The sequence below is a fragment of the Sphingomonas sp. Ag1 genome, assembly GCF_000980895.1.
GTDB classification, from domain to species: domain Bacteria; phylum Pseudomonadota; class Alphaproteobacteria; order Sphingomonadales; family Sphingomonadaceae; genus Sphingomonas; species Sphingomonas panaciterrae.
The window spans coordinates 954383-968123 of record NZ_LAZX01000094.1; the positions used below are offsets into that span (position 1 = coordinate 954383).

General features: G+C 59.7%; 13 protein-coding genes and 1 tRNA gene. 3 read left to right on the forward strand and 11 right to left on the reverse strand.

Annotation, left to right across the window (positions count from 1 at the left end; all coding sequences use genetic code 11):
• Nucleotides 1-118 precede the first annotated feature (118 nt).
• The 9 genes from XM50_RS17470 to dnaK form a co-directional block, all read right to left on the reverse strand.
• Nucleotides 119-304 (reverse strand): hypothetical protein, encoded by a 186-nt coding sequence (locus XM50_RS17470; RefSeq protein ID WP_046411253.1) that lies wholly within the window; start codon nt 302-304, stop codon nt 119-121.
• A 239-nt stretch (nt 305-543) separates the two neighbouring features.
• Entirely contained in the window at nt 544-888 is a 345-nt protein-coding gene (locus XM50_RS17475; protein ID WP_046411255.1) for a hypothetical protein, read from the reverse strand.
• A gap of 205 nt (nt 889-1093) precedes the next feature.
• Nucleotides 1094-1624, reverse strand: coding sequence for a MucR family transcriptional regulator (locus XM50_RS17480; protein WP_046411257.1), 531 nt, complete (start codon nt 1622-1624; stop codon nt 1094-1096).
• Nucleotides 1625-1749: 125 nt separating this feature from the next.
• Nucleotides 1750-3555 (reverse strand): hypothetical protein, encoded by a 1806-nt coding sequence (locus XM50_RS20235; protein ID WP_197075581.1) that lies wholly within the window; start codon nt 3553-3555, stop codon nt 1750-1752.
• Nucleotides 3556-3867: 312 nt separating this feature from the next.
• A complete protein-coding gene (locus XM50_RS19810; RefSeq protein ID WP_082103173.1) occupies nt 3868-4893 on the reverse strand; it encodes an integrase in 1026 nt (341 codons plus the stop codon).
• A gap of 112 nt (nt 4894-5005) precedes the next feature.
• Nucleotides 5006-5082 (reverse strand) — tRNA-Arg (locus XM50_RS17485).
• A 59-nt stretch (nt 5083-5141) separates the two neighbouring features.
• The gene (locus XM50_RS17490) at nt 5142-5513 is read right to left on the reverse strand and encodes a hypothetical protein (protein WP_046411259.1); all 372 of its coding nucleotides are present in this window, start codon (nt 5511-5513) and stop codon (nt 5142-5144) included.
• A gap of 36 nt (nt 5514-5549) precedes the next feature.
• Nucleotides 5550-6671, reverse strand: coding sequence for a molecular chaperone DnaJ (dnaJ, locus tag XM50_RS17495; protein WP_046411261.1), 1122 nt, complete (start codon nt 6669-6671; stop codon nt 5550-5552).
• A gap of 67 nt (nt 6672-6738) precedes the next feature.
• A complete protein-coding gene (dnaK, locus tag XM50_RS17500) occupies nt 6739-8646 on the reverse strand; it encodes a molecular chaperone DnaK (protein WP_046411263.1) in 1908 nt (635 codons plus the stop codon).
• 169 nt (nt 8647-8815) lie between these two features.
• On the opposite strand from dnaK, the gene XM50_RS17505 reads away from it, so the two are divergent.
• The 3 genes from XM50_RS17505 (at nt 8816) to XM50_RS17515 (ending at nt 10598) form a co-directional block, all read left to right on the forward strand.
• Nucleotides 8816-9265: a copper chaperone PCu(A)C gene (locus XM50_RS17505; RefSeq protein ID WP_046411265.1), complete on the forward strand. Its 450-nt coding sequence runs from the start codon at nt 8816-8818 to the stop codon at nt 9263-9265.
• Between the two features lie 102 nt (nt 9266-9367).
• On the forward strand, nt 9368-10090 hold the full coding sequence (locus tag XM50_RS17510; protein WP_052742641.1) for a class I SAM-dependent methyltransferase: 723 nt from the start codon (nt 9368-9370) through the stop codon (nt 10088-10090).
• Between the two features lie 52 nt (nt 10091-10142).
• Nucleotides 10143-10598: a hypothetical protein gene (locus XM50_RS17515; RefSeq protein WP_046411267.1), complete on the forward strand. Its 456-nt coding sequence runs from the start codon at nt 10143-10145 to the stop codon at nt 10596-10598.
• A gap of 23 nt (nt 10599-10621) precedes the next feature.
• On the opposite strand, the gene gorA is transcribed toward XM50_RS17515, so the two are convergent.
• Both gorA and pgi read right to left on the reverse strand, forming a co-directional pair.
• Entirely contained in the window at nt 10622-11971 is a 1350-nt protein-coding gene (gorA, locus tag XM50_RS17520) for a glutathione-disulfide reductase (RefSeq protein WP_046411269.1), read from the reverse strand.
• Between the two features lie 120 nt (nt 11972-12091).
• A complete protein-coding gene (pgi, locus tag XM50_RS17525; RefSeq protein WP_046411271.1) occupies nt 12092-13585 on the reverse strand; it encodes a glucose-6-phosphate isomerase in 1494 nt (497 codons plus the stop codon).
• Nucleotides 13586-13741: the final 156 nt, after the last annotated feature.

Consider the following 13741-nt stretch of genomic DNA (forward strand, 5'->3'; position numbering starts at 1 on the left):
AGGTCGACCCGGCAGCTATGATCGAGGGTGTTCCGCCTGCAAAAAGCCGAACTCCTAGAAGGAGGCGAGTAGCGGACAACGGAGCCAAGTCTCTGCCGACCCATTTCTAACCGCAGCCTCACACCACCCGCAGGATGTGGCTGTCATCGATTGTGACGCCGTTCCATGCGGCAATCGGTGGCGCCACCAACGTACCCCGCTTGCTGGATGCATGGTACCAGATGGCGATACCGATCCGCTGGGGCAGCGAGCGCATCAGGCTGGTGGCAATCGCCGCACCCGCGTTGCCGAGGCGCTGCCGCAAGGGATGCTAATGCGCTCTCTCAACGATCCTTATGCTTCTACGTCGAGCCTAGACAGCGCCTTGGTGGGCGATCTTACCATCAACCGGGTTGGCGGGGATTATATCGGCAAACCCTGATGCGCATCACAGGTGCAAAGAGCGATCTATCGTGCTGGCAGTTGCAGTGCGGTTAAGCCTGGCGCGCGCTTTCCCCGCGTCATCCTGTAAGCAAAGCTACTCGGCGGCGGCGACGTGCGGCGCTATTCTGCATCCAAACAGCGCTGAACCGGCACCTTCCATTTGAGACCGTTGTAGATCGTCACCTTCGTGACGGCCCCCACTCGTTTGAGGCCGAACGCTACAGGCTCCGATCCCCGATTAGCGTAGTATATGAGTGTTTCGTCCGGTCGATCTGGTCGCCGATAGACAACGGGCGCGAACGTCGCGTCTACATTGAGCACGATGCACTCTTCTGCATCAAACAGGGAACGCGGCCCTTCGATGAAGCCCTCCGGGCTCTTCATGCGGTTTGCCAAATCATAGGCGCCGCCTCCACTTGCCGCTATAGCCGCTCCACTCAAAGCGAACGCAACCTTCATCTTCATGGCTTTCCCCAGCTTACTACGTTCCAGAGCAAGATCGCGCGTGCGCTCACTGATTCCGGATACTCTCCAATGTGTTGCAAAGCGATACCGCGCCGACGCGCGGCGCATTTCCGAAGCGAAGTCGTTCGGAGCCCCCACTACGGTGAGCCTTTGCCGCCGCCTTGGCTTCGGCAACCGACTTACCATTCCATCTCTTGGCTGCGGGCTATTCGGCGCCGCCGCGAAGGTGAGCCACGGCAGCCGCCTTTGCGTCGGCGGCGCTCTTCCGCTTCTTGCCTATAGGCTTAGCGGCGGCGGCAGCTTCGTTCCAAACCATTTGCCCCGGTTTGCGCCCTAGCCCCAGCTTCTTCGCCACTTTGCGGCGCGCCTCGGAGTAAGCTGGCGCTACCAGCGGATAGGAGTCCTTCAAGCCGTAGCGTTGACGGTACTCGGCTGGCGTAAGCCCGTGGGCAGCAAGGTGCCGCTTGAGCGCCTTGTAATGTCCACCATCAAGCAAACTGATAATGAAGTTCGGATCAGCCAGCGACTTCCGCACGCTAACAGCAGGCGTGTATTCCACTCCGGGTTCTTGGTCGCTCGCATCAACGACAGGTGTTATTAGTGCGCCAAGGGCATCATGCACCGTCTTCAAGAACGTCGGTATGTCGTCCACGTCGGCGCGCGTGTTGGGATTAGACAGCCATGCAACGGTAACATCGGTTGCGAGTTCGACGTGGCTGGTGGTTTCGTTGCTCATGCAGAACCCTCTACCTTGAAACATGCTCTAGATTGCGTTTTGAAGCCCGTACAACGCGAAGTACGCCCTTTTGCTAGCTGGGTAGCCTACGGTGGTCGTGCGCGCTCTACGGGCTTCTAAAGACATTATAGGGGCAGATTTATCTGCCGACTTGAACTATCATCAGTTCGCCGCAGGGCAACAACCTTGCCGTCACGGCCTCTATAGAAGTGTCTAGTATTCCATTCTATACCTAGAGAGTGAAGCTTTTCTCTTACTTCCAGCTTTTTCAATGCACGCGAAATGAAGCTTTTGTCGACGCCGGCTTCTTTCGTTACTAGTCCCTTCCGGATCTTTCCCGTAGAAGAGGCCGACAGAAGTCTACTGATTGCATCTACCATCCTTTGCTCTCCGGTAGATAGTGCTGGGGGATCACACCATATTTTGACCGTACACCCCGGAAATACCTTCTCGATATCAGCAGGAGTGATGTACTCTGGCACAACTACATATGCTTCGCATTTACCACAGACACCTTTCTTGGCGTTCCTGGCATTGCTGCGCATCAATCCCTGCAACAGATTATGTTGATACTCCGACTTCAATAGCGACTTTGCGACCTTTTCGTCGGGTGCAATGCCGGTACATCCGGCAGCAGCGGATGCCAAAGCGTCTCTAGCCTGCCTGCCATAGTCATAAGCGCCAATCATTATGACTCGCTCAATTGTATTATACTTGTTTGTAGCTAAATGCCCTCCCCAATGAAGGAACTCTAATTCTACATCATCGTGCCGTGATAAATGGTCTTTTGTAAGTTTAAACGTATCAAGGCGATCATCTGGCATCTTACTGATTTGCAACGTCGGTTCGTAGCGGTCTTCTTCTATTACCTTTGCTACCTCTCGAAAAATCGTTCGGCTCCTATCCGCATCCAAAAGAGCATCATTCCCGCTCCCGATACGCCACAGGTGAACTGTCAAACTGCTATAATCATTAGCCTTACTGGGCAGGCGCACCAGATCACCGCAGGTATCTTCCCATATCGCGTAGGTGCCGCGAACCCTCCCCGACGCATCGAGGATGAATGCTGGTGCGAAGTCATCAGGCAGAGGGTCACACGCTCCGACAAGGGCAAGAGAACTAGTACCGCCATAGGAGCCTAGCCGCAGGCTGATACCCCGAGCCTTCGCGATGGCCTCAAGAGTTCTTAATGCTTCTTTTGGTAGATAGCCCGGCTTGGCTATGCAAATAGCCCGCGCCGAGGATGTCATATCGCCGCTGACGGTGAACCTATCACCAGCCTTACCATTGATCGCAGATGCGGCAAGGCTGACCAAATCTTCTGCAAACCGGCGATAGGGAGGCCGCAAAATTGAGGCTACAAACTGCAAATCTAGAACCTTGATGGACAATGGCTCTGCCTTAACCAAGCCCTCATCCCAAATCCGCAAGGCTCTAGGCTTATCATCAAAGAAGAACTCTTCCAAATGCTCAAACGACGTCCCCTTGCACCGGGAGCGTATCATCTGATGAGTCGTTATTAGAACATGAGAACTACCGGTATTATATACACCATTTCCACACCTGTTGATATCGTCATCAGAAGTTAAGCAGGAATAAGGGATTTTCAGAGAATCCAATCTCCCAATGAAGGAGAGTATCTGATCCTTAGAACCAAAGGATATTAGGACCCCACTAGCAGGACTGTATCCCTCATTCTTCCAAGCCTTCAAAAAGGATATAATAGACTCTGTTTTTCCACATCCGGGATCAAGAGAGGAAAGATAGTATTTCCTTTCCAAAGCACCATGCATGGCCTTGGAATAAGCCTCCATCAGTTCTTCGATGGAATCTTGGGTTTCACTATCCTGGAATATTCCAAATGAAGACATTGAAAAATTGAAATAAGCCAATGAGTCTTTCGATAAATCATGTATAGTAGTAGTTGTCATATTAGTTTCCTTGCTTGATAAAAGTTCTCCTTTCTCTCTAAGAGTATTATAGAGCGACATGCGAACTTTCGCCGCCAGACTTGGCGGCTGGCAACGATCTAGGCTCGAGATTTCGGAATGTCTATAGCGCCGGGGGCACTAGGGTTTAATTTATTTAACTAACATTCAAGTTAAACCGTGAAGAGAATGAATTTAACTTAAATTCTGAAACACTGCCCCGCGTGTTTTAACGAGAGAGATCACTAACAACGTCGTTTTCATCGGTGAAAAGTGTTGCGGAACGTCTTCTTCCAGCCTGTTTTATGTCGAGACTTAGACGCTCACATTGCTGTGACCGGATTCTATGTTCCAAGACCTTCCTGCCAGCTTCCGGGCGAGGTCAGCAGGTTTAAGGTGCGTGTAGCGCATCAACATGCGCATATCACGATGACCGGAGATTACAGCTAACTCGACGGTCGTAAGACCCATTTCAGCAAACCTGCTAATAGCTTCGTGCCGGAGGTCATGAAAATTAAGATCGGGCATTCCGGCCCGCTCCCTAACGCGGTTCCAAGCCAAACGCAGGGACATAGCTGTTATATGAAACAACCTATCTCCGTCGCGGGGCATAGAAGACAGGACCATTAAGGCAGCATCTGTAAGCGGTATGGTTCTAGCGTAACCCGTCTTTGTATGCGGTATATTCGCTGTCCTACGCTCTAGGTCTATTTCGCTCCACTTTAGGTTCAGCAGTTCACCACGCCTTAAGGCCGTTTCTACTGCCAACAAGACCGCCGGGCGCACCTGCTTGTTCCTTGTGGTTTGAAGGGCAACCATCAAACGATCGAACTCGCCAGGATTAAGCCTTCGATCGCGGGCATTCTTCACCGGTATACGGCGAACCTGCGACACAACGTTGGTGGCAATGCTTACGCCCCAATCAAGCCGTGCTACCTCAACTATCGTCCGTAGGAGACCTAATTCGCGCGCGATGGTGCCCGGCTTAACTACCTTAGCCCGAGCGTCCCTGTAGGCAGCTATGGGGGCGCTAGTGAGGTCGCTAAGCGCTATGTCGCACATAGGTGCTGCGAGCAGCTTAGAGAGCCTTAATCGCTCACTCTCCGCCCCAAGCTTCGTGGGCGTCACTTCATCTATGTATCTACGGATTAAATCGCCAAGGGTAGTTCCACGAAGAACCCGCTGACTTACCGCCGGTGCTCCTTGGTCGATCCTAGCTTCCCGCTCTCTAGCCCACTTCTGGGCCTCGGTCTTCAAGCGAAACGTTTTGTACTCGGGTTCATACCCTTGTCTGCGAATCTGCGCGAACCAGCCATTTTTTCGTTTTGTGATTGTCGCCATTCGGCGGCCTCCTGTGTCACGGATGTGTACAGGAGCGGTCGAAAGCCATTCTGGACGGAGGAGTTGCCGTGTCAGCAACTCCACAAATCCAAAGCTATCAGCAGTTTAGCTTTGGCGCACCCGACAGGATTCGAACCTGTGGCCTCTGCCTTCGGAGGGCAGCGCTCTATCCAGCTGAGCTACGGGTGCTGGGAGCGATGCGCCTAGCAGGGGCGGATCGAGGGCGCCAGCGATTTTCGTTAGCGGCGCTACTTTGCCAGCGTGACAGGCTGGAATGGCGCCAGGCCGCAACTCGCACCCGGCATTGCCGTCGTACCCACCAACACGGTAATGATGTCCTGCTGGCACAACTGGCTCAGCGACGTCGCGTAGCTGAAGCGCCGTTCAAACCCCAATTGAGGACAAGGCTGGTCGAGGGTGACGCGATAATAGCGGCCACCCGTCATCCGGAAATCAATGACCTGGTCGTTGCGCACCAGCGTCTCGCGAATGTTACGGAGCGGAATGCACGATTGCGGCTTCCCCGCCGGGGTCGCAGCCGGGACGGCATTGCGATCGCGCGCCGCCCCTGGGGCCGCCGCCACTGCCAGCGCCAAGGCGGCCGGAAAGAGCAAACGCATGACCCTTCTCCTTTGCAGTCCCGGCTCCGCGCCGGATCAATCTCCTGCGAACGCGTTCTTTAGCCGCGCGAAGAAGCCCTGGCTTTCAGGACATTCCTCACCCGTCTCGGTTTCGCGAAACTCTTCCAGCAAGGCGCGCTGACGCGTGCTGAGGCGGGTCGGCGTCTCGACGTCGATCTGGACCACCAAGTCACCAAAACCGCGTCCTTGCAGTACCGGCATCCCTGCCCCGCGCTGGCGCAGCTGCTTGCCGGACTGAATACCGGCCGGAATGCGAAGTTCGTGACTGCGGCCGTCGAGGCCCGGGATCGTCAGCGATCCGCCAAGCGCAGCGGTGGTGAAGCTGATCGGCGCGCGCGCGAACAACGTCGTGCCTTCACGTTCGAACAGATTGTGCCGCTTCACGTGAAGGAAGATGTAGAGGTCACCGGGAGGGGCACCGCGAGCACCCGCCTCACCCTCGCCCGTCATGCGCACCCGCGTGCCTTCATCGACGCCGGGCGGTATCTCCACGCTCAGCGTCTTGGTGCGCTCGACCCGTCCATCCCCGCGGCAGTCCGGGCACGGATCGTCGATCACCTGACCCGAGCCGTTGCAGACAGGGCAGGCGCGTTCGACCACGAAGAAGCCCTGCTGGGCGCGCACCTTGCCGTGGCCGGCACAGGTGTTGCAGGTGTGCGGATGGCTGCCGGCACGTGCGCCACTGCCCTCGCAGGTATCGCACACCGCGGTGACGTCGATGGTGATTTCCGCTGATTTGCCATGATAGGCCTCCTCCAGCGTGATCTCCATATCATAGCGCAGGTCCGCGCCGCGGCGCACCTGCTGGCGCCCGCCACCGCGGCCGCCCATGAATTCACCGAACACGCTCTCGAAGATATCGGAAAAGCCGGAGAAGTCCTGCGAATGGCCGCCCCCGCCACCGCCGCCATTGCGGAACGCGGCATGACCAAAGCGGTCGTAGGCCGCACGCTTCTGCGGATCCTTGAGGCATTCATATGCCTCGCTCACCGCCTTGAACTTCGCTTCGGAATCCTTGCACCCGGCGTTCTTGTCCGGGTGATACTTCATCGCAAGCTTGCGGTATGCCGACTTGATGGTGCCGGCATCGGCCGAACGGTCGACCTCAAGCAGTTCGTAAAAATCGACTTCAGTCATTCAGCGCCCCCGCGCAACGACAGAACGAGCCGCCACTCGCCGAAGCAAATGGCGGCTCGATCATCGCTTACGCCTTGTGGTTGTCGTCGACTTCCGAGAATTCGGCGTCGACCACGTCATCGTCCTTCGGCGCCGTACCGGCGTCGGCAGCCGGCGACGCTTCCGCCTGCTGCTGCTTCTCGTAGATCGCCTGGCCAAGCTTCATCGCGACCTGTGCCAGCGCCTGGCTCTTCTCGTTCATCTGATCGACGTCACCGCCCTCGACCGCTGCCTTGGCGGCATCGATCGCGGACTGGATCTCGCCCTTCAGCGCCTCGTCCACCTTGTCGCCATTGTCAGCGAGTTGGCGCTCCGTGGTGTGGATCAGGCTCTCGGCATTGTTCTTCGCCTCGGCGCCTGCCTTGCGCTTCTTGTCTTCCTCGGCGAACTGCTCGGCTTCCTGCACCATCTTCTCGATATCGGTATCGGACAGACCGCCCGATGCCTGGATGCGGATCTGCTGCTCCTTGCCGGTGCCCTTGTCCTTCGCGGAGACGTTGACGATGCCATTGGCGTCGATGTCGAACGTCACCTCGATCTGCGGCACGCCGCGCGGCGCCGGCGGGATGCCGACGAGATCGAACTGACCGAGCAGCTTGTTATCGGCCGCCATCTCGCGCTCGCCCTGGAAGACGCGGATCGTCACCGCCTGCTGATTGTCATCGGCAGTCGAATAGGTCTGCGACTTCTTGGTCGGGATCGTGGTGTTGCGATCGATCATGCGGGTGAACACGCCGCCAAGCGTCTCGATGCCCAGCGACAGCGGGGTTACGTCGAGCAGCAGCACGTCCTTCACGTCGCCTTGAAGCACGCCGGCCTGGATCGCCGCACCCATGGCGACGACTTCGTCCGGGTTCACGCCGGTGTGCGGATCCTTGCCGAAGAAGTTCTTCACCGCTTCGCGCACCTTGGGCATGCGGGTCATGCCGCCGACCAGCACCACTTCCGAAATGTCGCTGGCCTTGAGGCCGGCATCGGCGAGTGCCTTCTTCATCGGCTCGATCGTGCGCTGGATGAGGCTGTCAACGAGACGCTCGAGGTCCGCGCGGCTGATCGTCTTGACGAGGTGCTTCGGACCGTTCTGGTCGGCGGTGATGAACGGCAGGTTCACTTCGGTCGATGCGGCCGAGGACAGCTCGATCTTCGCCTTCTCGGCAGCTTCCTTCAGGCGCTGCAGCGCGAGCTTGTCCTTGGTGAGGTCGATGCCCTCATCCTTCTTGAAGCTCTCTGCCAGGAAATCGACCAGCTTGTTGTCGAAATCCTCGCCGCCGAGGAACGTGTCGCCATTGGTCGACTTCACTTCGAACACGCCGTCGCCGATCTCCAGGATCGAGACGTCGAACGTGCCGCCGCCAAGGTCATAGACCGCGATCGTCTTGCCGTCCTGCTTCTCGAGGCCGTAGGCCAACGCAGCCGCGGTCGGCTCGTTGATGATGCGCAGCACTTCGAGGCCCGCGATCTGGCCGGCGTCCTTGGTCGCCTGGCGCTGCGCGTCATTGAAGTACGCCGGCACCGTGATCACGGCCTGCGTGACGGTCTCACCGAGATAGCTCTCGGCGGTTTCCTTCATCTTCTGCAGGGTGAAGGCGCTGATCTGCGACGGCGAATAGTCCTTGCCACCGGCCTGCACCCACGCGTCGCCATTGGCGCCCTTTACGATGTGATAGGGGACCAGCTCGGTGTCCTTCTTCGTCACCGGATCGTCGAAACGGCGGCCGATCAGGCGCTTCACCGCGAAGATGGTGTTGTCGCCATTGGTGACGGCCTGACGCTTCGCCGGCTGCCCCACCAGTCGCTCGCCATCCTTCGCGAAGGCGACGATCGACGGCGTCGTGCGCGCGCCTTCCGAGTTCTCGATCACCTTGGGCTTGCCGCCCTCCATCACTGCCACGCAGCTGTTGGTGGTGCCGAGATCGATACCGATAACTTTTGCCATGAGTGCTCTTCCAGCCCCTGCTTGAACAAAAAACCAAAAAGATGTGCTGTCACGCCCCGTTACGGCGACGGAACAGCGTTGACGCTTCGCGATATAGGTGACGCTCCGCTTGCCGCAAGGCACCGGCCGAAGTAGCGCGCACGCATCGTTTCGGTTGGAGAGAAGGCCCATGTTCCGCGTCGCTGCCACGCTTGTTTTCGCTTCGGTGGCCATCGCGGGATGCGCGCAGCAGAAGTCGCTGCAGGTCACCGACGCATGGGTTCGCCTGGCTGCCGTCGATGGTCGTCCTGCCGCAGGCTATTTCACCATTCAGGGCGGCGGCAGCGATACATCGCTGACCAGCGTGTCCACGGCCGAGGCCGCCCGTACCGAGCTGCACGAAAGCCGCATGACCCAAAGTGGCGGCATGGCGATGGATTCGCTCTCCTCCGTTCCGGTGCCGGCTGGCCAACGTGTTGTATTCGCGCCTGGCGGAAAGCACGCAATGCTGTTCGAAGTATCGCCGAATGTTAAGCCGGGCGGGACGCTGACCTTTGCCTTCACCTTCTCGGACGGCAAGCGTGTCGAGCAGAAGGCGCGGGTCGTTGGCCCCGCAGATCCGGTGCCTGCCGGCAGCTAAAACTGACGGGAGAGCTGACCTTCCACAGTCATGAAGCGCCAGCATTGATTGGAAATATTTAACTCACGCCTCCGTAACCTTTGAACGTCTATGGGCAAAGCTATGCCCAAGCTCTCCTCGATCATCGACGATGTAAAACGCCGATTGCACGGACGTACGCCGGCCGAAGTAGTCTCACTGACGCTGAAGACGGTGCGTCATACCGCCCGCGGCATCAGCCCGGCCGCTGCACGCGCGCGCCGCGCCGATCAGGCTTTTGACCGCCGCTGGGGCACCGACACGAGTGGCACGGTCAATCTATCGGCACTCAGCGTCGCGCGGGACCGGGCGCTGCTCGGCTTCGGCTACCAGGCCAGCAATGGTGTGGCACTGGACGAAGCCGTCACGAGGGCCGGCATCGATCCGGCGCGCTACAGCTTCATCGATTATGGCTCGGGCAAGGGCCGGGCCGTCATGATCGCCGCCGCGCGGGGCTTTCAGCGCGCGATCGGCGTCGAATTCGCGCCCGAATTGCATGACATCGCACTCGCGAATGGCCGCCGGTTCACGTCCGCTGGCGGATCCAGCACACGCTGCGAGTTCATCCTCGGCGACGCGGGCAGCTACGAACCCCCGACCGGCCCGATCTTCGCCTATATCTACAACAGCTTCGGCACTGTGATCCTACGCGAAGTGTTGAGCCGCCTGGAGACGCGCGCCGCGCAGGGTGATCCGGTGGTGATCGTTTACGTCAACCCGCTCAACCGAAGCGCGTTCGAGGATGGTCAGCGCTGGACGGCGGCCGCGGATCGCAGCGACTGGGTTCTCTACACCCCCGCTTGCTAGAAGCCGTTCGCTTCGACTGGATCATGCCGCGCCGCTTCCTACGTTGAAGGCGATGACCAGCCGCAGCCTGACGATCGGCGAACGCGCACTCGCCCGATCCATCTTTGCCGATGCGATCGACCTTGATCGCGTGGAGGTCCGGCGCCGGCGCTGGTGGTTCCTCCAGCCGCGTGACATTGTCATGGCGCCGCGCGGGCACATCCACTTCCATCCCGATGCCACCACCTGGAGCGATGACTTCAGCCAGGAACATCTCGGGCTGCAGGGTCTGTTCGTGCATGAGATGTGTCACGTCTGGCAGCACCAGCGCGGCGTCTTCCTGCCGCTCGCGCGCCACCCCTTCTGCCGCTATCATTACAGCTTCGTGCCCGGCTGGCCGCTCAAGCGCTACGGGGTCGAACAGCAGGCGGAGATCGTCCGTCACGCTTTCATGCTGCGGCAAGGCGCAACGATCCTCGGCGCCCCGCCGCTCAGCCAATATGAGGGGCTGCTATCCGTCTTCCGCTGAACAGTGCAGCCCCTCCCGTCGGGCTACTTCAGCAGCACCAACTCCTCCGCCATCGTCGGGTGAAGCGCGACGGTGGCATCGAATTGCGCCTTGGTCAGCCCCGCCTTCACGCAGACGGCCGCCGCCTGGATGATTTCGGGGCAGTCGGGACCGATCATGTGGATGCCGACCACCCGATCGGTCTCAGCATCGCATACCATCTTGTACAGCGATCGCTCGTCGCGTCCGGCAAGCACATTCTTCATCGGCCGGAAATCGGACGAATAGATCTTCACCGAGCCCAGCTTCTGCCGCGCCTCGCTCTCCGTCATGCCGACGCCGGCGATCGGCGGATGGCTGAAACATGCCGCCGGCACGCAATCATAATCCACCTTCACCCCGCCCTTGCCGAACAGATTGTCGGCAAATGCCTGCCCCTCGCGGATCGCCACGGGGGTCAGCTGGATACGGTTGGTGACGTCGCCAACCGCATAGATCGACGGGCATGACGTACGATTGTCGTCATCGACCGGTACCGCGCCCTTGTCGTCCACGTCGATGCCGGCAGCGTCCAGCCCCAGCCCCTCCGTATTGGGCACCCGGCCAGTCGCATACATCACGCAATCGACCACGACCGGCTCGTGTCCCATCATATGGACTTTCAGGCAGCCGTCGTCCTGCTTCTCGATCTTCTCGAACGTAGCGTCGAAACGAAATTCCAGTCCCTTCATCATGCTGATCTGCAACAGCCGGTCACGAATCTGCAGGTCGTAGCCGCGAAGGATGTCCTTGGTGCGGTTCATAATGATCACATGCGCGCCAAGCTGGTGGAAGATCCCGGCAAACTCATTGGCGATATAGCCCGCACCCGCGATCAGCACGCGCCGCGGAATGGCGTCCAGGTGGAATACTTCGTTGGACGTGATGCCATGTTCGCACCCGGGGAAGCTTGGCACATGCGGACGCGCGCCGGTCGCCACCAGAATGTTCTTCGCCGACTTCGTAGTGCCGTCTGCCAGCCGGATCTCGTTCGGGCCCACGATCGTCGCACGCTGGTGGATGATCTCCGCCCCGTTGGACTCGAGCGTGGTGGTATAGGCCTGATTGATCCGATCGACCTCCGCGAGGACATTTGCCTGCAAGCACTTCCAGTCGAATTCGCATTCGTTGGGCACGCGCCAGCCAAATCGTTGCGCGTCCTTCAAGTCCTCGGCGAAATGCGCGCCATAGACCAGCAGCTTCTTGGGCACGCAGCCGCGAATGACGCAGGTACCGCCGACGCGATATTCCTCCGCCACCGCAACGCGCGCGCCATGCGCCGCCGCCACGCGCGACGCCCGCGTCCCGCCCGATCCGGCGCCAATCGTGAAAAGGTCATAGTCGAAATCGGGCATAAGGATCTCCGCTGGGCTGGCGCCCGCATATAGAGGAACAGGAAAGGACCAAGGCAGATGGGATCGCGCCTACCAGCGCGCCGCCAGATGCTACGTCTGGTCGGAACCTGCGATCGCCGGTTACGCCAGCCCGGCCCGGTTGATCAGATCGGTGGTGGAGGGATCGAAGTCACCACCGCCCTTCGCTGCCGCCTTCGCCATCTCCTTGCCCAGTTCGACGCCGAACTGGTCGAAGGAGTTGATGCCCAGCAGAACGCCGTTCACGAACACGCGATGCTCGTAGAAGGCGATCAGCGCGCCGAGCGTGCGCGCGTCGAGCACGTCGAGCAACAAGGTGGAGGAGGGACGATCGCCGGGATAGGCGCGAGCGGGATCGTCAGGGTTCGCCCGCCCCTTCATCAATGCCGCGCCCTGCGCAAAGGCATTCAGCAGCAGCTGGCGGTGATGCTCATCCGAAAGCGTGTCGCCGGCCTCAATCACGGCCAGGAATTCGACCGGAACGAGGTGCGTGCCCTGATGCAGCAGTTGGAACACCGCATGCTGCGCGTCAGTGCCGACGCCGCCCCACGTGATCGGTGCGGTCGGGCGCCCCACCGGCGTGCCGTCCGCCGTCACGCCCTTGCCGTTCGATTCCATCTCCAATTGCTGAAGATAGCTCGGCAGCAGCCGCAGCCGCTCGTCATAGGCGAAGGGTGCGCGCGTCTCGCAGCCGCGCACCTGCGTGTAGTACAGGTCCGCAAAGGCGGCGATCACCGGCGCATTCTCATGCAGTGCAGTCAGGCGGAAGTGGCGGTCCATCTCCGCCGCGCCTTCCAGCAGCTCTTCAAACTGATCCCAACCCAGCTTGATCGCGGCCGGAAAACCGATCGACGACCACAAGGAGTAGCGGCCGCCCACCCCTTCGGAGAACGGCAGGATGCGCGTTTCGTCGACGCCCCATTCGATCGCCTTGTCCGGCGACGCGGTGAGCGCGATCACCCGGCCATAGGGATCGTCAACGCCATGTTGCTGCATCCAGGCGATGGCGCTTTCCGCGTTCATCATCGTCTCGGTCGTGGTGAACGTCTTTGACGCGACCACCAGCAGCGTTGCAGCAGGATCGAACCGCTCGAAGACATCCTCCAGCGCCATGCCATCGACGTTGGAGACGATCGCAACGTCGTACCGCTCGTAATCCCGGCCAAGCGCATCCACCAGCAGATCGGGGCCCAGCGCGGAGCCGCCGATCCCGACATGCAGCACATGGCGCACCGGGCCGAAAGCGTCCGCCTCGATCGCATCGATCAGCATCCGCATACGGGCGTGGTAATCGGCTGCCCGCGCCACGCTCTCCGGATTGCCTTCGCCGCGCTCCGCGGTGTGCTCGACTGGCCGATCCTCGGTCACGTTGACGTGCGCGCCGCCGAACATCGCTTCGCGCTTGCCCGCCAGGTCCTGCTCCGCCGCCAGCGCCTCGAACGCCTTGATCGCGTCCCACGTCAGGTGCGTCTTCGACCAGTCGAAATGAATGCCGGCGACGTCCAGCGACAATTTGCTAAGCCGCTCGGGATCGTCGGCGAACAAGCGCTCGATCCTCGTCTGGGGCAATGCTTCGATCGTGGACCAGTCGGCCATGCTGCTAACTCCATTCGGCGGGATCTCGATTTGGCCCCGCGGCATCGTTCTTCGTAAGAACGAAAAAGCCGGCGTACGGCAAGTTCAGCGCGAACGGGAGGCGCAACATATCGTTCCGCCGCTTGACGTGCAGCCCGCGTTCGGCAACGCGCGATC

What these genes read in the sequence shown, in the direction of transcription:
- XM50_RS17475 (WP_046411255.1), bottom strand. Translation starts at nt 888, where the DNA reads ATGAAGATGAAGGTTGCGTTCGCTTTGAGTGGAGCGGCTATAGCGGCA.
- XM50_RS17480 (WP_046411257.1), bottom strand. Translation starts at nt 1,624, where the DNA reads ATGAGCAACGAAACCACCAGCCACGTCGAACTCGCAACCGATGTTACC.
- XM50_RS20235 (WP_197075581.1), bottom strand. Translation starts at nt 3,555, where the DNA reads ATGACAACTACTACTATACATGATTTATCGAAAGACTCATTGGCTTAT.
- XM50_RS19810 (WP_082103173.1), bottom strand. Translation starts at nt 4,893, where the DNA reads ATGGCGACAATCACAAAACGAAAAAATGGCTGGTTCGCGCAGATTCGC.
- XM50_RS17490 (WP_046411259.1), bottom strand. Translation starts at nt 5,513, where the DNA reads ATGCGTTTGCTCTTTCCGGCCGCCTTGGCGCTGGCAGTGGCGGCGGCC.
- dnaJ (WP_046411261.1), bottom strand. Translation starts at nt 6,671, where the DNA reads ATGACTGAAGTCGATTTTTACGAACTGCTTGAGGTCGACCGTTCGGCC.
- dnaK (WP_046411263.1), bottom strand. Translation starts at nt 8,646, where the DNA reads ATGGCAAAAGTTATCGGTATCGATCTCGGCACCACCAACAGCTGCGTG.
- XM50_RS17505 (WP_046411265.1), top strand. Translation starts at nt 8,816, where the DNA reads ATGTTCCGCGTCGCTGCCACGCTTGTTTTCGCTTCGGTGGCCATCGCG.
- XM50_RS17510 (WP_052742641.1), top strand. Translation starts at nt 9,368, where the DNA reads ATGCCCAAGCTCTCCTCGATCATCGACGATGTAAAACGCCGATTGCAC.
- XM50_RS17515 (WP_046411267.1), top strand. Translation starts at nt 10,143, where the DNA reads ATGACCAGCCGCAGCCTGACGATCGGCGAACGCGCACTCGCCCGATCC.
- gorA (WP_046411269.1), bottom strand. Translation starts at nt 11,971, where the DNA reads ATGCCCGATTTCGACTATGACCTTTTCACGATTGGCGCCGGATCGGGC.
- pgi (WP_046411271.1), bottom strand. Translation starts at nt 13,585, where the DNA reads ATGGCCGACTGGTCCACGATCGAAGCATTGCCCCAGACGAGGATCGAG.